Below are 18,359 nucleotides of genomic sequence, written 5' to 3' on the forward strand. Positions count from 1 at the left end.
CCCCAAGGCGGAACCGCGCCGAGCGACAAGCGAGGCGCTCGGCCCAAGGCCGTTAGCGGTGCTGACAAAGTCAGGATTGCTCGGGTGCGGGAGCGCCCCCGGAGCCGCAGCATTCTCATTCGAGTTCGCGCGCCTCGTCCTGCAACATGACCGGTATACCGTTGCGGATAGGATAGGCCAGGCCCGCAGATTTCGAAATCAGCTCCTGCCGCTCGGCATCATATTCCAGTGTTGCCTGGCTCATCGGGCAGACCAGCACCTCGAGCATGCGGCGGTCAAACGCCTGGTTCTGTTCATTCACTGTAGTGTTTCCTCATTCCCGTCACCGCCCCGCAGGGCAAATTCGATCAATGTCACCAGCGTCTCGCGCCGTGTGGCCAAACAAGGTGCCTCAAGCAACGCCTGCTTCTCCTCGGGGTCGAAATCCAGCAGCATGGACAGCGAGTTCACCAGCAACTCGTCATCTGCATCCTTGAGCGTTTCCCAATCCGTCGACAGATCGCGCGCGGAAAAGAACCGATGCAACAGATCCAGAAACCCCGTTCGATCGAACCGATCATCGGCCTCACCGCGCCCCAGATCCCGGTCGAACCCGTTCCAGCAGACCTGGCACCGGCGATAGGGTGTGAACCCCTCAATCTCGCTTTTGACCCGGAACCGCGAGACACCGCTCAGCGTGATCATGTAACGGCCATCCTCGGTTTCAGAGAACTGCGTCACACGGCCTGCACAACCGATCATGTGCAGCTTGTCCGAACTCGCAGGCGACGGGTTCGGTTGAACCATCCCGATCAGACGTTGCGGCGTCTTCAGCGCATCGTTCAGCATCTGAAGATAGCGCGGTTCAAAAATATGAAGTGGCAGCCGGGACCGGGGCAACAAGAGCGCCCCAGGCAGTGGAAACACCGCGATCGTGTCCGGCAAATCGGCGGATTGCATCATGTACCGATGGTAGCCCTGAATTATTTTTAGGCAAATATCATCGAGCTGAGCTTGCGCCGCCCGTTCAAAACCACCGGATCGTTGGGCTTGAGCGCATCAAAGATCGTGAACAGTTGAGCCTTGGCGGCCCCATCGTTCCACTCGCGGTCCCGACGGAACAGCTCCAGCAGTTGCGCCACGGCCTCTTCGACATTGTCATTTGCATGCAAGGCCTGCGCCAGGTCGAACCGTGCCTGGTGGTTGTCGGGCTCGGCGTCGACCGTCGCTGTCAACTCAGCCACGGGCCCGGCATTTGCTGCCTGCTTGGCCAGTTCCAACTGCGCATGGGCTGCTTCCAGTTCGGCGCTATCCGAGATTTCAGCTGGTGCGCCATTCAAGATCGCCTCGGCCTGATCCAGATCATCGAGTGCGATATGTGCGCGCACCAAGCCACCATAGGCTGCAGCGTGATTGGGATCTTCGCCCAGGATTGCAGCAAAGGTTTGCGCCGCGTCCACAGCTGCACCGCTGCCGAGCATCTCCTCGGCGGCCTCTACAGCCTCGTCCAACTGACCACCTGGCGATTGACCACCCGCAGCGGCGATCACCCGGTCGACGAAGGCCTTGATTTCAGAGCCCGGCAAAGCGCCCTGGAACCCATCAACGGGCTGCCCCTTGAAAAAGGCATAGACCGTCGGGATCGACTGGATTTGCAGCTGACCCGCGATCATCTGCGCCTCATCCACGTTGATCTTGACCATCTTGACCGCGCCCTTGGCGGCGGTCACGGCCTCTTCCAGCATCGGGCCAAGCGTCTTGCACGGACCGCACCACGGCGCCCAGAAGTCCACGATGACCGGAACCTCTTGCGAAGCTTCGACCACATCGGCCATGAAAGTTGCCTCAGAGCTGTCTTTGATCAGATCTGCGGCCGGAGCGCCGCCTGCGCCGTTGAGAATGTCCATCACGTGCCTCTTTGGGTTCGAACTTGGCCTTTATATGCAGCCCAACGCGCTGGAAACCAAGTGGGGACGCGCCTGTTTGCTGAAAAAACAGGCGCTGTCGCGGTTACAGATCAAAACTCGCAAAGACCGGAGCGTGATCGCTGGGTTTTTCCCAACCACGGGCATCACGCAAGACGCGGCTGGAATGGCCCGCGTTCGAGATATCGCCCGTGGCCCAGATGTGATCGAGCCGCCGCCCCTTGTCGGCCGCGTCCCAATCGCGGGCACGGTACGACCACCAGGAATAGAGCTGACCTTCGGGAAGGTCCTGCCGGGTGATGTCGATCCAACCGCCTGCGTCCTGCGTTTCCGCCAAATGCTCGACCTCAATCGGGGTATGGCTCACCACCTTAAGCAGTTTCTTGTGATCCCAAACGTCATCTTCGCGCGGAGCGATGTTCAGATCCCCCACCAGGATCGACTTTTTCATCTGCTCAGATTTAAACCAGTCGCGCATGTCAGTGAGGTAGTCCAGCTTCTGCCCAAATTTCTCATTCTTCTCGCGGTCCGGCACATCACCACCTGCAGGCACATAGAAATTGTGAACCGTGACGCCGTTTTCCAGCGTGCCCGCGATATGGCGCGCGTGGCCCAGGTCCGCGAAATCCTGGCTGCCCGCCTCGACCATCGGAATTCGCGACAGGATGGCGACGCCGTTGTACCCCTTTTGCCCGCGCGCAACCATATGGGTGTAGCCAAGGGCCGCGAACCCTTCCATCGGGATTTTGTCGACCGGGCTTTTGCACTCTTGCAGGCAGAGCACATCGGGCGCCTCTTCCTCAAGCAGTTTGAGCACGATCGGCTCGCGCAGTCGGACCGAATTGATATTCCAGGTGGCAAGGGTAAAGGGCATGATCAGGCGTTCCTTGTTCGCGGTCGGCACACCCTAGCGTGGCGCATCGGGGTGTGCCATCCCAAACCTATTGCCTGATTGGTTCAGTTCTTGCGTTCAGCGCGGACCTGTCGCATGGCACCGCCATTTCCTGTGATCCGCAGGTTTTCACCGTTTTCCAGCAGCTCGACATCGGCCTTTTCAAGCTCGCCCTTCCAGCCGTGTTTCGTGCGTTCAAGCGCTGCGGTTTCCGGACCGTCGCTCAGACGTTCCCAAACCATTTGGGTACAGTCTGCGTTGACAGTGAAGTCGCCGTAAACGCCATGCTCGCTAAACGCATAAGCGCCCGATGACCACGGGCAAGCTGACACCGTGCCTGAAATCAGCATGGCGCCAACAAAGGTGAAAGTTGAAAGTCGTTTCATGGGGGTATCCACTGTGTTGAAAATCAGATGCCGCAAAAGATAGCGCAGATTATCAAATCGTCACAGCACCCCACCGGACAAAAAAAGACCGGGCGCAAGGCCCGGCCCAGTCCAACAGGGAGGTACATGTCATAACCCGGACATGCGCGGGATAAGGCGACCCTAAAGATGCAGCGCAGGTGCTGCTTTGATCTGGGTCAATACATCAGGCCACCAAGCGATAGCCGCCGGATTCCGTCACCAGCAAACGGGCGTTCGACGGATCGGGTTCGATCTTTTGGCGTAGGCGATAGATGTGAGTTTCCAGCGTGTGAGTTGTAACGCCCGCATTGTATCCCCAGACCTCGTGCAGCAGCACATCGCGCGCCACGACCCCATCGGTCGAGCGATAGAGGAACTTGAGAATGTTCGTTTCCTTCTCGGTCAGGCGGATCTTGCGGTCGTCTTCGGTGATCAGCATCTTCATCGCGGGCTTGAAGGTATACGGCCCCAACGTGAATACGGCATCCTCAGATTGCTCGTGCTGGCGCAGCTGTGCACGGATACGGGCCAGCAGCACCGGGAATTTGAACGGTTTGGTCACATAGTCGTTGGCGCCCGCATCCAATCCCAGGATGGTGTCTGCATCGCCATCATGACCCGTCAGCATCAGGATCGGGCTTTTGACGCCTTGCTTGCGCATCAGGCGGCACAATTCGCGCCCGTCGGTGTCCGGCAAGCCCACATCCAGGATCACCAGGTCATACAGCGCCTCCTTGACGCGTTCCATGGCGCTCTGGCCGTCGTTTGCTTCGAACACGTCAAAGTCCTCGGTCATCACGAGCTGTTCGCTCAGCGCTTCGCGCAGGTCTTCGTCGTCATCCACCAGCAGGATCTTTTTCAGCTGAGCCATCGTGGCGCCCTCCTAATTCCGTGTTCTACACTTGAGACCGTTAAACGCATTCGACAAGATTTACTGCAATCGTCTCACGCCCTCGTGTCTATCGCAGGGTAATTGTTTCACATTCCTTACAATTGCGGTTAGGAAGAGCGCGAACGTTATAGGGTAACATCCATGAGTCTTATCCCAGACATCACCGAACTTCTGGCACGTGCGCGATCTGACTTGCGCATGGGTGTTCCGGTTGTTCTGACCGACGACGCGGGATTAAGCGTCTTGGCATGTTCAACCGAGACATTGAGTTCTGTGCGCCTGCAGGATCTGCGTGATCTGGCAAATGGAAACCCTGTTGTTGCCGTGACCGTTCGTCGGGCCGAAACGCTCAAAGCCCGCGCCTATGATGGGGATCTGGCCCGCATCGAGATACCCGGCCATGCCGACCTTCATTGGATCCAGTCGATCGCTGATCCGTCGGATGATCTGAACACGCCTATGAAAGGTCCCGTGCTGACAGAACGCCAAGGCAGCGCCAGTTTGCACAGAATCGCCATCACCTTGGCCAAGTCCGCACGGTTGCTTCCAGCAGCCGTGGTGGTTCCGGTCGAAGGTGGCCCATCGTTTGCGGCGGCCAATGGTCTGACGTTGATCGACCACGCCCGCGCAGCCCCGCATTTGTCAGAACGCAGCCCGCTTCACGTCATCTCGGCCGCTCGCCTGCCGATGGAAGTGTCCGAGGCTGGCCGTTTGCACGTTTTCCGACCCGAAGATGGCGGCGAAGAACACTACGCCGTTGAAATCGGCCGCCCGGACCGCAACAAACCGGTTTTGGCCCGGCTGCATTCTGCCTGCTTCACCGGTGACATCATGGGCAGCCTAAAATGTGACTGCGGCCCACAGTTGCGGGGCGCTCTGGCACAGATGGGCGCCGAGGGCGCAGGAGTTCTACTCTATCTCAACCAAGAAGGGCGTGGGATTGGTCTGGCCAACAAAATGCGCGCCTATTTCCTGCAGGATCAAGGGTTTGACACAGTCGAGGCCAACCACCGGCTGGGGTTTGAAGATGATGAACGCGACTTTCGTTTGGGCTCAGACATCCTGAGAGAACTGGGCTTCAAATCTGTGCGCCTGTTGACCAACAACCCCAACAAGATCGCGATGATGGAACGGACCGGTATCGCCGTGACCGAACGTGTCCCGCTGAAGGTCGGCGAGACAGAACACAACCGCGGCTATCTGGCCACCAAAGCAGCCAAGTCGGGACATATGTTGTGACCCCATACGATCTGGTACTGACGCCACGGGGCGTTCGGTTTCAGGGTCGACTCTACCCTTGCTCGATCGGGAAAGGCGGTATCCGCACGGATAAACGCGAAGGCGATGGGGCCACGCCTGTTGGCACGCACCAAATTGTTGGAATGCTCTATCGCCCAGACCGGATCGATCAACCGGCGCCATGGGCCGTTCCCATCGGGCCACACGATCTGTGGTCAGATGCGTCTGGACAACGGGACTATAACCTTCAGGTCCGAGCCCCTTACGCGCACAGCCACGAAAGATTACGCCGTGCCGATCCGCTTTACGATTTGGTACTGATCACAGATTGGAATTGGCCGGTGGCCGAAGCAGGCAAAGGCTCGGCCATCTTCATACACCAATGGCGTCGGCCAGGTTATCCAACCGAGGGCTGCATCGCCTTTGGCCGTGATCATCTGCACAAGATTGCCCGAACCATTCAGCCCGGCGCCCGACTTATTGTGCCTGAGCTTTAACCCGGTCACCAAAGATCGCTGATCCGACGCGCACATGGGTGGCACCCAAAGCAATTGCACGCTCAAAATCACTGCTCATGCCCATCGACAGACCATTCAGCCCGTTGCGGGCCGCAATCTTTGCCAGTAGCGCAAAGTGCAACGCAGGCTCTTCTTCGACCGGCGGGATGCACATCAAGCCTTTGACCGGCAGATCCAAGGAGCGGCATTCCGCAATGAAATCATCAGCTTCCAAGGGCAGGATACCCGCCTTTTGTGGCTCTTCACCGGTGTTGACCTGAATGAACAGATCCGGGCAATGACCCATCTCTTGCGCCAGTCTCGCCAGCGTTTTGGCCAGCTTGGCGCGATCCACTGAATGAATGGCGTGGCACAGCTCCATCGCTTGGCGTGCCTTGTTGGTTTGCAGCGGGCCGATCAAATGCAGGTCGACGCCTGAAAATCGCTCCATGAAATCGGGCCATTTGCCAGCGGCCTCTTGCACCCTGTTTTCACCAAAACAGCGATGCCCTTGCTCCAATACGGCCTCAACCCGGTCATTGGGTTGAACCTTGGACACGGCAATCAATTTCACAGAATCTGCATCGCGTCCGGCGGCTTGGGCGGCTTTGGCAATACGGGCAGAGATGTCTTGCAGCGACATGGAATTCCTCGATCAGCGTTTGGCTGCAGGAAAACACCATGTAGCGGCAAAAGAAAAGGGCAGGTCCGAAGACCTGCCCAAATTCGATACCGTCAAGCGGTGTACAGCTTAGAAGCTGAAGTACACACCAGCCTGGAAGGTGTCGTTGTCGTTCGAAGCGCGGCGGTAGCCGGTTTCGAAGGACGCGCCGCCACCCAGGTCGTACGAGTAGTGGATACCATACGAGGTGCCTTCGCCGTTGTTCGAACCGGCGATGTTGTCGCGGTTGTCGCCACGGCCGTTTGCAACGTCTGCTGCCGAAACTGCGTCTTCGTTGGTGACCCAGAGAACAACGTTCGAAGCTGCGCCGATGTCGAAGTTGCCGTACAGGCCAACTTTGCCGATGCCGTCGTTGTCAGCATAGGCCAGGCGAGCGCCCCAACGGCCACCGTCATACGAACCGGTGATGATGGCTTTCTTTTCCCACGCGAAGTCGGAATCCTGGTACGAAGCAGCGATGTTGAAGTCGCCGAAGTTGTACGCCAGCATGATTGCCGAACGAGCAGCTGCGTTTGCTGCGCCGTTGCCAACGCCCGGGTTAACGGTGCTGTTGTTACGCTTCGAGTAGGAGATGTGACCGGTGAAGCCGCCAGCCGAGTACAGTGCTTCCACACCGTTCACGCCCGAACCACCCGACGAGTACGAGTCCCAGTTGAAGTATTCGTTGCTGACGTTACCAACGTGCGAAACGAAGCCCGCACCGTCAACACCGGTACCTGCGGTACGGGTTTCCAGGTAGGTGCCGGGGGTGTTTTCAACCGCACCGATGATGTTGCCGACGTTGACGCGGAAACCTTCGTAGGTCACGCCAAAGCGTGCGCCGTTTGCCTGGCGGGTGCCGCCAACAACGTTGTCACGGCTTTCAGCCTGGATACGGAAACGAGCGTCGAAGCCAACACCCGAGTCAGCTTCTGCCGACATGTCGAACTGCAGACGCAGACGGCTGGTGATGGTGGTCTTGGAGATACCATTGACGTTGCTGTCGTTGGCGTCGTTGTAGTCCAAGCCGAAACGGCCGTAACCGCTGATACGAACGTCTGCGGCTGCGACGCTTGCGGTAGCGATCAGCGCAGTCGTTGCGAAGAGAACTTTTTTCATCGTTTTTTCCCTCGGTTTTCTATTCACATGCCCAAACCGGAGAATCCAGCGTGGGTATGGAGAGGGGTTTCGCTCTTTTCGCCCCCTTCTTGCAAGGCTTGGGCGCTGCTCGTCAGCAAAGTCGTCACGGATGGTGCAGCTTTGCCACAGTACACGCAACTCACCGGCGAATTTCTGACCCCTTGTCGCCAGATAGCGGGTTTGGCGCCTGCTATATATACCTCACACACGCGCGCGTGGCACTTAGACTCTTGCCCAGCTTCGCCCGCAACGGTAGGACATGCTGTAGAAAGAAGTGGTGGGAATGCCTGATGGTGCTGCAAAAGACAATGAAAGCGACTTTGCTCCTGACCTTGTGTCTGGGAGTGGCAGCCTGCGGCAGCAGACGCTCGGCAGAAAACTCGATCGGGCCTCTGGGTCCTGACCAGGCAATCACAACCAACCGGGAATCAGCCCCGACCAACTACGAGAAATCTTCGATTTGGGACGTGTTTGGCGGCGGCAACAACGAGCAGACCGGCAATGTGAACCGCTACCTTTGGGCAGCGTCGCTGGACGTTCTGAGCTTTTTGCCCGTGCAGTCGGTTGATCCCTTCACTGGCGTCATCGTGACAGGATACGGGACCCCGCCCGGCGGAGGGCGCTCGTATCGCGCTACCGTGCACATCAAAGACCCGGCACTGGAAGCTCGTTCTTTGAACGTGGCGCTTCAATCTCGCGGCGGCCCAGTAAGCGCCGGAACCACCCGCGCCGTCGAAGATGCGATTCTTTCACGAGCGCGCCAGCTACGTATTGCGGACGACAAACTCTAGAAACCCGCAGAAATTCCATCTATCACGACGCCGGGTTCCTGCCCGGCGTTTTCATTTACCCAAGGACCGCATCTGATGTCGCGCTATTCCGCCAACGAAATCGAAGCCAAATGGCAAGAGGCCTGGGACAAGGCCGGGATTTTCACCGCCAAACGCAGCGCGGACAAACCCAAGTACTATGTGCTTGAGATGTTTCCCTACCCCTCGGGGCGCATCCACATGGGGCACGTGCGCAACTACACCATGGGCGACGTGATCGCGCGGCACAAACTGGCAACCGGTCACAATGTGCTGCACCCGATGGGCTGGGATGCCTTTGGAATGCCTGCAGAAAACGCGGCCATGGCCATTGGTGGTCACCCCAAGGATTGGACATACGGCAACATCGACGACATGCGCGGTCAGATGAAACCCTTGGGCCTGTCCATTGACTGGTCCCGCGAATTCGCAACCTGTGACCCGGAATACTATGGCCAGCAACAGGCCTTGTTCCTGGATATGCTGGACAAAGGTCTGGTTTATCGCAAAAACGCCGTGGTGAACTGGGATCCGGTCGACATGACCGTTCTGGCCAACGAACAGGTCGAACAGGGGCGCGGCTGGCGCTCTGGCGCTCTGGTCGAGCGTCGCGAGCTGACGCAGTGGTTCTTCAAGATCTCGGATTATTCAGAGGAACTGCTGAGCGCACTCGACACACTGGACAACTGGCCTGCCAAGGTGCGCCTGATGCAGGAAAACTGGATCGGCAAGTCGCGCGGCCTGCAATTTGCGTTCGAGCGGACTGATGGTGCCGAGCCGATCACCGTCTACACCACGCGCCCCGACACGCTGCTTGGGGCGTCCTTTGTCGGCATCTCACCCGACCACCCGATCTCGAAAGAGCTGGAAAAAGACAACCCGGAACTGGCCGAGTTTCTGGCCGAGTGCCGCAAGGGTGGCACCACCGAAGAGGCGATCGAGACCGCCGAGAAGCTGGGCTACGACACTGGCATCCGCGTGAAACACCCGCTGGACCCGAATTGGGAGCTGCCGGTCTGGATCGCGAACTTCATCCTGATGGATTATGGCACCGGCGCGATCTTTGCCTGCCCTGCGCATGACCAACGCGACCTGGATTTCTGCCGCAAGTACGGCCTGCCGGTCGTGGACACCTTCTTTGCACTGGACGACGATATGCCCGTTGGCAACGTCGCCTTTGTACCGCCGAAAACCGAAAAAGTCCGCTGGGTGAACCACTTCGCCGGTCTGACCGAGGCGACGGGCGACGAGGCGATCAACGCCACCGTCGATTTCGCCGAAAAGGCCGGTTGGGGCGAAGGCGTCACCAAATATCGCCTGCGCGACTGGGGTCTGAGCCGCCAGCGCTATTGGGGCTGCCCGATCCCAGTCGTCCATTGCGACACCTGCGGTGTGGTGCCCGAGAAGAAAGAGAACCTGCCGGTTCAGCTGCCTGACGATGTGTCGTTCGACAAACCCGGCAACCCGCTTGACCGTCACCCGACCTGGCGCGACTGCGCCTGCCCGTCCTGCGGTGCACCGGCCAAGCGCGAGACCGACACGATGGATACCTTCGTCGATTCGTCGTGGTATTTCGCCCGCTTCACCGCTCCGCGCGCTGAAACACCGACCGATTTGGCCGAGGCCGAGTACTGGATGAACGTCGATCAATACATCGGCGGCATCGAGCATGCGATTCTGCACCTGCTCTATTCGCGCTTCTTTGCCCGTGCGATGAACATCACCGGCCACCTGCCCGAGAAAGCAATCGAACCGTTTGATGCGCTGTTTACGCAGGGTATGGTGACACACGAGATCTATCAGACCCGCGACGCCAATGGCCGCCCGGTCTATCACCTGCCCGAGGATGTGACCGACGGCAAACTGGCTGACGGCACCGAGGTTGAGATTATCCCTTCGGCCAAGATGTCAAAGTCCAAGAAAAACGTGGTCGACCCGGTCAGCATCATCTCGGCCTTTGGCGCCGATACCGCGCGCTGGTTCGTGCTGTCCGATTCGCCGCCCGAGCGGGATGTGGAATGGACCGCATCCGGTGCAGAAGCCGCGCACAAACATCTGAGCCGCGTTTATCGCGTCGCTGCGGAAATCGCGGCGTCAGACGCACCTGCGAATGATCAGGACGAGGCCCTGCTGCGCGAGACGCACAAGGCGATCCATGATGTCTCTGGCGGGGTCGAAAGCTTTGGCTTCAACGCCTCGATCGCCAAGCTTTATGCTTTCACAAACGTTCTCGCCAAATCCAAGGCAGGCAGCGACGCCAAACGCCAGGCCGCCAAGACCCTGGCGCAGCTGATGTCACCGATGACCCCGCACCTGTCCGAGGAGCTGTGGCAGCTCTTGGGCGGCGAAGGTCTGGTGGCCACAGCGCCCTGGCCGGTCGCGGACGAGGCGATGCTGGTCGACGACACGATCACCCTGCCGATCCAGATCAACGGCAAGCGCCGCGCGGAAATCAGCGTGCCTGCCGACATGGATAAGGCAGAGGTTGAAAAAATCGCCATGGCGACCGAAGCTGTGCAAAAGGCGCTGGATGGTGCGGCGCCCAAGAAAGTCATCGTTGTGCCGGGCCGGATCGTGAATGTCGTGGTTTAACCGAAAAATCCTGCTGATGATCCCGCTGGCCCTGTCGGCCTGCGGGTTCCAGCCCGTTTACGGCACAGGCGGCACAGGCGCGGCCCTGCGCGGCAAGGTCGAAGTGTCTGCACCTGATGACGTCGAAAGCTATTGGCTGGTGCAAAACCTGGAAGAGCGACTGGGTCGCAGCGCCTCTTCGGCCTCGGACTATGATCTGGCAGTGACTGTCTTGACCACACAGCAGGGTCAGGCGATCACCGCCTCGAACGAGATCACACGCTATTCGATCATCGGTACGGCCGATTACACCCTGACCAACAAGGCTTCGGGCCAGGTTGTGGCGTCGGGCAAGGTCGACAACTTCACTGGCTATTCCGCCACAGGTTCGACCGTGGAAACACTGGCCAGTGAGCGGGACGCGCGTCACCGGCTGATGACCATCCTGGCGGATCAGATCACCACACAGCTTTATTCTACTGCGGACCTGCCCACATGAAGCTAAGCCCGCGCGAGGCAGAAGGGTATTTCGCCAAGCCTGATGCGGGCAAGACCGGCCTGCTGATCTATGGTGCCGATGCCATGCGCGTGGCGCTGAAGCGGCAACAGGTGATCGCGGCCCTGCTTGGCCCTGGTGCCGAAGAAGAAATGCGTCTGACCCGCATGCCCGGTGCAGAGCTTCGCAAAGACCCCGCACAGCTGGTCGATGCGATCAAGGCCGTTGGTTTCTTCCCCGGCCCCCGCGTGGCCTTTGTCGAGGATTGTCCCGAAACCTCTCATCCCGCCATTCTGGCCGCGTTAGAGGATTGGGAACCGGGCGACGCCCAGATCGTGATCACTGCGGGGCAGCTCAAACCCACGTCCAAGATCCGCAAGGCGTTCGAGGGGCATTCCAACACCTACGCTGTCGGCATCTATGACGAGCCCCCCTCGCGCGCCGAAATCGAGCGCACATTGGGTGAGGCAGGTATTCGCAGCGTCCCCCCTGATTCTATGGCCGCCCTGACCGATCTGGCCAATGACCTGGGACCGGGTGACTTTACCCAGACCATCGAAAAGCTGGCGCTCTACAAACGTGGCGACAGTGGCGAGCTGAGCATCGACGACATCGAAGCCTGCGCGCCGCGCTCGACCGAGGCGGCGCTGGACGATGTCCTAAATGTTGTGGCCGAAGGGCGCGCAGGCGAGATCGGCCCGCTGATCCGCCGCCTGCAATCGCAAGGCACCAATGCCGTTAGCCTCTGCATTGGAGCAACCCGGCATTTCCGCATGCTATACACCTGCGCCTCGGCCCCCGGTGGCCCATCCGAAGGCGTCAGCCGCTTGCGCCCGCCCGTCTATGGCAAACGCCGCGACCGAGTGCTGCGACAGGCGCAAGGCTGGGGCGCGTACAAGCTGGAAACCGCGCTGACAGTGCTGACAGACACCGACCTTGCGCTGCGTTCGGCCGGGCAGACTGCCCCCGCCATGGCCTTGGTAGAACGTGCCATGATCCGCCTCGCGATGCTCTCACGCTCACGCTGAGGTGATGTGACGAGGCGTAGCTCTTGATTTGCCTTCTGCAATCCGCACATTTGCATACAAACGGATCAACAGGGAATTTTCAGCATGTACAAAGTCTTTGGTCGCCTTCAAAGCCGCGCCTCGCGGGTCCTGTGGCTGCTCGAAGAGCTCGAGCAAGAGTATGAGTTCATCGACGTGGGTCCGCACGACCCGCAAGTGACCAAGCTGAACGGCACTGGCAAGATCCCGGTTCTGGTCGACGGCGATCACGTGATCTCGGACAGCTCTGCAATCATGACCTATCTGGCCGACAAACACGGCGCCTTTACCTATCCGGCCGGCACACCCGAACGCGCGCAGCAGGATTCGCTATTTCATGCACTGGTCGACGAGTTTGACGCGCTGCTTTGGACCGCCACCCGCCACATGGGTATCCTGCCCGAAGACAAACGGGTTCCGGCGATCTACGAAAGTCTGAAGTGGGAATTCGAAAACAGCGTAAGCCGTCTGAGCAAGCGGTTCGAGGGACCGTTCCTGCAAGGGGACAAACCCACGATCGCAGACATTTTGTGCGCGCATTGTATGACTTGGGCCCGCGGAATCGAATTTCCGGTGAATGCAGACAATCTGCGCGCCCACGGCAAGGAAATGCGCAGCCGCCCGGCGGCTCAGCGCATGGGCGCTCTGGCCAAGAGAACCTGAAACGGACAGTTTCATCGGGGGTTCAACAGCCCCCGGTCGGTCCCTGCGACAGGCGTCCTGCGGTGTCGCGCCGCGCGCAGCGCGGCGCCCGGCCCAACGGGAGGAGGTGTCCCGCAAAGGGGCATCGACGACGGGCGGGAGCGCTTCTGGATCCGTCGGCCTAACAGCCCTGGGGGATCCACTGCGCCGCCCCACGCCCGGCCCATCGCCCGGTGGCAAGACAGGCCGTCAACAGATACCCCCCGGTCGGCGCTTCCCAATCCAGCATCTCCCCGGCGCAGAATACGCCCGGCAACCGCTTCAACATCAGCCCCGCATCCAGTTCTTCGTGCGGCACGCCGCCCGCGGTCGAGATCGCCTCGTCCATAGGGCGCAAGCCGACATGTTTCACCGGTAGTGCTTTGATCAGCCCGGCTAAGGCTCTCGCATCACTGGGCAATGGCCGAGCAAATTCCATCAAGAGCCCGGTGCGCACCGGACCCAACCTCAACACTTTCCTCAGATGGTTCGACAGGCTCACCTTGCCGCGCGGGCGCGACAACCGCTTGGCCACATCGGCATCACTCACATCCGGCATCAAATCGATGTGCAACGCCGCGCCTTCACGCACGGCCTTGCAAACCGAATAGATACCGCCGCCTTCTAGCCCACGTGCCGAAATCACCGCCTCGCCCTGGGCCATCACATTCCCTGCAGACCAAGCCACACCCTTGACCGGCTGCCCGAACAAATCCCTCATGTAGTCCGACCATTCCATCAGCAGCCCTGCATTAGAGGCCTTGAACGGCGCAAGCGATACGCCGGCACCTGCCAGAACCTCCGCCCAAGCCCCATCCGCACCCAACCGAGACCAACTCGCCCCCCCCATGGCCAAGACCGTAACATCCGCTTCCAGCGTGATTTCACCCTGCTCCGTGGCAAACAAAAGCTGGCCCTCTCGCCACCCTGTCCAACGATGGCGTGTTCGAACCTCCACGCCCAAAGACTCCAAACTATGCAGCCATGAGCGTAGCAGTGGCGAGGCCTTCATGACCTTTGGGAACACCCGGCCCGACGAGCCGACAAACAGCTCTTGCCCCAGCTCTCGCGCCCAATCCTGTACGGCCTGGGCGTCAAAGTCGGTCACCATTGGCCGCAGCCAATCAGCGGCCTCATCATAGGCCGCCATCAAGGCTTCAATCGGCTCGTCCTTGGTCAGGTTCAACCCGGATTTCCCAGCCATCAAGAACTTGCGCGCCACGGATGTCTTGGCTTCGGTCACAACGACCGAAAGGTCAGCGCGCGCCAATTCTTCGGCCGCCATCAGACCCGCAGGCCCTGCCCCAATGACAACTGCTTTTTTCATGCCTGACGCGTCTCGATACTGCCCGACAGCTCGACCACACGGCGAGGATAGGGAATCTCGATGTTGTGTTCCTTGAGCGCGTTCCAGATGAGGAACAGCACATCAGACGAGAACTTGTTGGCCCCGTCATCAATGCCTTCGATCCAGAACTCGACCGCAAAATCGACGCCGCTGTCACCGAACCCCCGCAGCTCGCAATCGGGTGGGAAAGGCTCGGACAGAACGCGCGGGTGTTTGGCCACGGCCGCCTCAATGATGTCGGGCACGGTGTTGATGTCGGTGTCATAGCTTACCGAAAACGGCGCCTCATACCGGTTGGCCGAACCGCTGTCCGAGAAGTTGACGACGCGGGTGGTGATAAAGTCCTCGTTCGGGACAACAATCCAGCGCCCGTCGAATGTTTCGAGGATCGCGGCGCGCGCGCCCATCTTGACGATTGTGCCCGCCTCACCCCCGTCAAGTTCGACGTAGTCCCCCACGGTCGCTTGACCTTCGAGCAGCAGGATAAGGCCCGAGATGAAGTTCGATGCGATCTTTTGCAGGCCAAAGCCCAGACCAACACCGATGGCGCCACCCAGAACCGCCAGAGAGGTCAGGTTGATGCCCATGATGTTCATGACCAACAGAAAGGCGACGCCAAAAATACCGATCTCGATGGCCTTGGCGGTCAGCTCGCGCATAGCCGGGCGCATGTCGTCCTGCTTTTTCAGAAACTGCGCCGACTGATCGTTGGACCAGCGCCCGAGCCAAAAGATCGCGCCGCCTACAACAATGAACCGCAACGCAAACAGCAACGAGAACGACAGGTTTCCCAGCGGCACGATCGTCTCATCCAGCTTGGCCATCGCCGGCTCCAGAAGCCCAAGCGCATAGAGCGCCGCCACGGGAATCAGGATGTAACGCCCCAACAGCTTCATCATCGGGTCGGCGATGATCTCGCGCACCAGTATGCGCACGGCCAGGAACAGGAACACACGCTTACCAAAGGCGATCACCGCGCCAGAGCCAAAGAGCGAGCGCGTCACGCTTTCGCCGATGCCGGTAAAGGCATAGGCCATGAGTGGCAGCAACAGCGGCACAAAGATCAGAACGAACCGTCGGGTCTTGGCCAGCGGGCTATCCAGATCTTCAGGCGGGGTCAGCAGCCGTGTCAGGGGCGCACGCAGTTTGCCCGCCACGACCAAAGCAAGCAGGTAGGCCACCACCAGCAGGGCAAACTGTGACCACGCAGCCGGGCTGACCAGCCAACTCAGGGCGATGTCCCAAAGCCTTTGCGCCTGCTCCAGCACCTGATTTTGCAGATCGGATCCAAATTCCATAATCGCCCCCGGTTGATCCTTTTGCAAAGTGGTGCATCCTCTTACCGATGCCGAACAAGGAAAAAAACCCTGACACCTTCCCCGCAGATGTGCCGGTGTGCCCTTTATGTGATCGGCCGATCCCCGAAGGGGACGGCAGCCTGCACCATCTGATCCCCAAGCTCAAAGGTGGCAAGGGCGGCCCGACCGTGCTGTTGCATCAGATCTGCCACAAAGAGATTCACGCCACGTTGACCGAAGCAGAACTGGCGCGCTCCTATGCCACGGTCGAGGCGTTGCGGGCGCATCCGAGGCTGGATAAATTCCTGAACTGGGTGCGTAAACGTCCCCCCGGTTTTCGTTCCAAAGTTCCGGGGAGACGCCGAAAAAGGTGATGACTGTTAGGTGTAGGGGTCCGGTTGACCGCCGATCTCAATTCCAAGAAAGTCGGGCACCGGAGCAAAGGACGCGTCAGCGATGTGCTGAAACTCAAGCGTTGTATAAGGCCGTTTCCACAACCATTCGCGGTTTTTGACGGCCCACAGGTCCGAATTTGGGGGTTGATCGCTGGTGAAAGCATAGAAATGCAGGTCGAACCCGTAAGGTTCGACATCCTGCACGGACAACAGGCGCATGCCCAGATCACGGCACCGCTGATCTTCGGCCTGTATGTCCCCGGTTCTAAGTGTGATTTGCCCGATGCACGCCTGCGCAAACGGGGCTTCGGCGTCGCCCGCCCCATCAGGTCGGTTGCCTTCAAAATCATGCTGCAACAGCTCGATCACGAACCCTTCGGGATCGGACAGATGTGCCATGTATCCAATGTCCAGAAACTGGCGCGGGTCTGAGACCTCGACACCGGCCGCGCGTAAGGCGTCAACTGCCAGATCGACATTCGGAAGGGTGATTCCGATCTTCCAATACCGCTGCCCCCGGTCGTGGGTGTACCCCCCGCCACTCGGCACCAACACCAAATCCGCGTCCACACCAACATAGCCAACGCGCCACGCATCCCCGTCGGCGCGCGCCTGCATTCCAAGGGTGTCCCGATAAAATGCCGCCAGTCCCTTGGGGTCGGCGACACGCAGGCGCAGGGCGTTCAGGCTCATCGGCACATCTCGGCAATGCCCATGGCAATCTCGGGCTTGGCCGCAACGACGTCTGCCGTCAGGTCGCGGGCCGTGGACATGAGCGCATCAGGCTCGACCACCCGGTCCACCAAGCCATAGGCATAGGCCTCATCCGCCGTGATCTTTTGCCCTGCCATCAGGATCATCTTGGTCCGTGCAGGGCCGATCAAAGCCTTCATGCGCACCGGGTCAGAGGCCTGCGGCAGAAACCCCAACTTCATGACTGGATAGAAGAACTTGGCACTTGGCACCGCGATCCGCAGATCACAGGCCAACGCCATGCCGTTTGCCCCACCTGCCAGCGTGCCGTTCAAGGCCGCAATCGTAAGGCATGGCAACGCAGCAATGGCGCTCGACAACCGCTCCCACAAGTCCGAGGTCGCAAGGCCTGCGCGTGCCTCATCCAGGTCGGCGCCGGCACTGAACACCTTGCCCTGTCCGGTCAGGATCAACGCCTTGGCCTCAGTCGCGGCTTCGGCAATCTGCACCAACTCTTCGAGCATGGCTTCGGTCAAGGAATTGGCTTTGTCCGGGCGGTTGATGGTTGCGATCCAAAGCCCACCGTCTTTTTCCAGTTCGATCATGTCAGACCGACCCGAGCACGGATGCCTTCGTCACGCAGCGAGATTTCGGTGCCCACAAATTCGTCTGCGTCCGCCGAACACATCCACAACAGGGCACGGGCAGGCCAATCGGCGGGAACATGAACCTCCCAATCCAATTGACTGACCGGATTGATACCGCTGGCCTTGATCTCGCGTTGCATCTGAGTTGCGACCGTGCCTGGCGACAGGCCCATGGCACGGATGCCGTTCTCACGCTCTTCCTTGTCCAGGCAGGCGGTCAGCATCGCCGCCCCCGCCTTTGATGAGCAATAGTGGCTCCAGGCCTCGACCGGGCCATGGGCCGCGCCCGAGCTGATCGTGATGATGGTGCCGCCGCCAGCCTTCTTCATCTCGGAAAGGGCAGCATGCATGCCGTAATAGACACCCTTGAGGTTGATATCGATGGCCTGTCCCCAGCCCGACGGATCGCTGTCGGACAACCGCGCGATAGGTTCGATCACACCTGCATTTCCAATCAGAACGTCCAGCCCGCCAAATTGGTCAACCGCCGCCTGAATGGACGCCTTCACCTGACCATAATTGCTGACGTCGCAAGAGACAGCCAGAGCCTGCCCCCCAATTTCCTCAGCCAAAGCAGTGATTTGCGCCTCACCTCGCGCAACGAGGACAACATTGGCCCCCGCAGCAGCGAAAATCCGCCCAGCCTCGGCACCTATACCGCGGCTTGCCCCCGTGATTAGAACCGTTTTGCCCAGCATATTCATATCCCCGTCCCCTTGGTTGTCCCATTTGCGCCAAGTCGT

General features: G+C 59.7%; 21 protein-coding genes. 8 read left to right on the forward strand and 13 right to left on the reverse strand.

Annotated features, from left to right (window positions below):
• Window positions 1-115: 115 nt before the first annotated feature.
• The 6 genes from TRL7639_RS16875 to TRL7639_RS16900 all read right to left on the reverse strand — a co-directional run bounded on the left by TRL7639_RS16875 (window position 116) and on the right by TRL7639_RS16900 (window position 4,074).
• Window positions 116-268, reverse strand: a complete 153-nt coding sequence (locus TRL7639_RS16875; protein WP_110647175.1) for a Trm112 family protein — start codon at window positions 266-268, stop codon at window positions 116-118.
• A 29-nt stretch (window positions 269-297) separates the two neighbouring features.
• Complete coding sequence (locus tag TRL7639_RS16880; protein ID WP_085797043.1) at window positions 298-942, reverse strand: LON peptidase substrate-binding domain-containing protein; 645 nt, start codon at window positions 940-942, stop codon at window positions 298-300.
• 26 nt (window positions 943-968) lie between these two features.
• Window positions 969-1,886 carry a thioredoxin gene (trxA, locus tag TRL7639_RS16885; RefSeq protein WP_110647168.1) on the reverse strand — a complete coding sequence of 306 codons (918 nt, stop codon included), beginning with the start codon at window positions 1,884-1,886 and terminating at the stop codon, window positions 969-971.
• 103 nt (window positions 1,887-1,989) lie between these two features.
• Window positions 1,990-2,778, reverse strand: a complete 789-nt coding sequence (locus tag TRL7639_RS16890) for an exodeoxyribonuclease III (RefSeq protein ID WP_085797271.1) — start codon at window positions 2,776-2,778, stop codon at window positions 1,990-1,992.
• An 83-nt stretch (window positions 2,779-2,861) separates the two neighbouring features.
• Entirely contained in the window at window positions 2,862-3,182 is a 321-nt protein-coding gene (locus tag TRL7639_RS16895; protein WP_085797045.1) for a hypothetical protein, read from the reverse strand.
• A 205-nt stretch (window positions 3,183-3,387) separates the two neighbouring features.
• Window positions 3,388-4,074 (reverse strand): response regulator transcription factor, encoded by a 687-nt coding sequence (locus tag TRL7639_RS16900; RefSeq protein ID WP_085797046.1) that lies wholly within the window; start codon window positions 4,072-4,074, stop codon window positions 3,388-3,390.
• Window positions 4,075-4,236: 162 nt separating this feature from the next.
• Between TRL7639_RS16900 and ribA the strand changes: the two genes are divergently transcribed.
• Together ribA and TRL7639_RS16910 are read left to right on the forward strand one after the other, a co-directional pair.
• Window positions 4,237-5,334 (forward strand): GTP cyclohydrolase II, encoded by a 1,098-nt coding sequence (gene ribA, locus TRL7639_RS16905; protein WP_085797047.1) that lies wholly within the window; start codon window positions 4,237-4,239, stop codon window positions 5,332-5,334.
• Complete coding sequence (locus tag TRL7639_RS16910; RefSeq protein ID WP_085797048.1) at window positions 5,331-5,831, forward strand: L,D-transpeptidase family protein; 501 nt, start codon at window positions 5,331-5,333, stop codon at window positions 5,829-5,831. The genes ribA and TRL7639_RS16910 overlap by 4 nt, the downstream gene beginning before the upstream one ends.
• Here the strand turns inward: TRL7639_RS16910 and TRL7639_RS16915 are convergent.
• Both TRL7639_RS16915 and TRL7639_RS16920 read right to left on the reverse strand, forming a co-directional pair.
• Window positions 5,812-6,474 (reverse strand): YggS family pyridoxal phosphate-dependent enzyme, encoded by a 663-nt coding sequence (locus tag TRL7639_RS16915; protein WP_085797049.1) that lies wholly within the window; start codon window positions 6,472-6,474, stop codon window positions 5,812-5,814. The two genes, TRL7639_RS16910 and TRL7639_RS16915, sit on opposite strands and share 20 nt — an antisense overlap.
• Before the next feature lie 108 nt (window positions 6,475-6,582).
• Entirely contained in the window at window positions 6,583-7,611 is a 1,029-nt protein-coding gene (locus TRL7639_RS16920) for a porin (RefSeq protein ID WP_085797050.1), read from the reverse strand.
• A 329-nt stretch (window positions 7,612-7,940) separates the two neighbouring features.
• Between TRL7639_RS16920 and TRL7639_RS16925 the strand changes: the two genes are divergently transcribed.
• The 5 genes from TRL7639_RS16925 to TRL7639_RS16945 all read left to right on the forward strand — a co-directional run bounded on the left by TRL7639_RS16925 (window position 7,941) and on the right by TRL7639_RS16945 (window position 13,217).
• On the forward strand, window positions 7,941-8,423 hold the full coding sequence (locus TRL7639_RS16925; RefSeq protein ID WP_110647169.1) for a DUF3576 domain-containing protein: 483 nt from the start codon (window positions 7,941-7,943) through the stop codon (window positions 8,421-8,423).
• 75 nt (window positions 8,424-8,498) lie between these two features.
• Window positions 8,499-11,033, forward strand: a complete 2,535-nt coding sequence (leuS, locus tag TRL7639_RS16930; RefSeq protein WP_085797052.1) for a leucine--tRNA ligase — start codon at window positions 8,499-8,501, stop codon at window positions 11,031-11,033.
• Window positions 11,020-11,511 (forward strand): LPS assembly lipoprotein LptE, encoded by a 492-nt coding sequence (gene lptE / locus TRL7639_RS16935; RefSeq protein ID WP_085797053.1) that lies wholly within the window; start codon window positions 11,020-11,022, stop codon window positions 11,509-11,511. Before leuS ends, lptE begins: the two co-directional genes overlap by 14 nt.
• Window positions 11,508-12,536, forward strand: coding sequence for a DNA polymerase III subunit delta (gene holA, locus TRL7639_RS16940; RefSeq protein ID WP_085797054.1), 1,029 nt, complete (start codon window positions 11,508-11,510; stop codon window positions 12,534-12,536). Before lptE ends, holA begins: the two co-directional genes overlap by 4 nt.
• 84 nt (window positions 12,537-12,620) lie before the next feature.
• Window positions 12,621-13,217: a glutathione S-transferase family protein gene (locus TRL7639_RS16945; RefSeq protein WP_085797055.1), complete on the forward strand. Its 597-nt coding sequence runs from the start codon at window positions 12,621-12,623 to the stop codon at window positions 13,215-13,217.
• A gap of 160 nt (window positions 13,218-13,377) precedes the next feature.
• Here TRL7639_RS16945 and TRL7639_RS16950 read toward each other — a convergent pair whose 3' ends face one another.
• Together TRL7639_RS16950 and TRL7639_RS16955 are read right to left on the reverse strand one after the other, a co-directional pair.
• Complete coding sequence (locus tag TRL7639_RS16950) at window positions 13,378-14,562, reverse strand: TIGR03862 family flavoprotein (RefSeq protein ID WP_085797056.1); 1,185 nt, start codon at window positions 14,560-14,562, stop codon at window positions 13,378-13,380.
• Window positions 14,559-15,881, reverse strand: coding sequence for a mechanosensitive ion channel family protein (locus TRL7639_RS16955; RefSeq protein WP_085797057.1), 1,323 nt, complete (start codon window positions 15,879-15,881; stop codon window positions 14,559-14,561). The genes TRL7639_RS16950 and TRL7639_RS16955 overlap by 4 nt, the downstream gene beginning before the upstream one ends.
• A gap of 47 nt (window positions 15,882-15,928) precedes the next feature.
• Between TRL7639_RS16955 and TRL7639_RS16960 the strand changes: the two genes are divergently transcribed.
• Window positions 15,929-16,255, forward strand: coding sequence for an HNH endonuclease (locus TRL7639_RS16960; protein WP_085797058.1), 327 nt, complete (start codon window positions 15,929-15,931; stop codon window positions 16,253-16,255).
• Window positions 16,256-16,261: 6 nt separating this feature from the next.
• Here the strand turns inward: TRL7639_RS16960 and TRL7639_RS16965 are convergent, their stop codons facing one another.
• The 3 genes from TRL7639_RS16965 to TRL7639_RS16975 are packed head-to-tail and all read right to left on the reverse strand — an operon-like array spanning window position 16,262 to window position 18,320.
• Window positions 16,262-16,969, reverse strand: a complete 708-nt coding sequence (locus TRL7639_RS16965) for a VOC family protein (RefSeq protein WP_085797059.1) — start codon at window positions 16,967-16,969, stop codon at window positions 16,262-16,264.
• Window positions 16,966-17,574, reverse strand: a complete 609-nt coding sequence (locus tag TRL7639_RS16970; protein WP_085797060.1) for an enoyl-CoA hydratase/isomerase family protein — start codon at window positions 17,572-17,574, stop codon at window positions 16,966-16,968. The genes TRL7639_RS16965 and TRL7639_RS16970 overlap by 4 nt, the downstream gene beginning before the upstream one ends.
• Window positions 17,571-18,320 (reverse strand): SDR family oxidoreductase, encoded by a 750-nt coding sequence (locus TRL7639_RS16975; protein WP_085797061.1) that lies wholly within the window; start codon window positions 18,318-18,320, stop codon window positions 17,571-17,573. The genes TRL7639_RS16970 and TRL7639_RS16975 overlap by 4 nt, the downstream gene beginning before the upstream one ends.
• Window positions 18,321-18,359 lie beyond the last annotated feature (39 nt).

It is taken from the genome of Falsiruegeria litorea R37 (assembly GCF_900172225.1).
Classification (GTDB): Bacteria; Pseudomonadota; Alphaproteobacteria; order Rhodobacterales; family Rhodobacteraceae; genus Falsiruegeria; species Falsiruegeria litorea.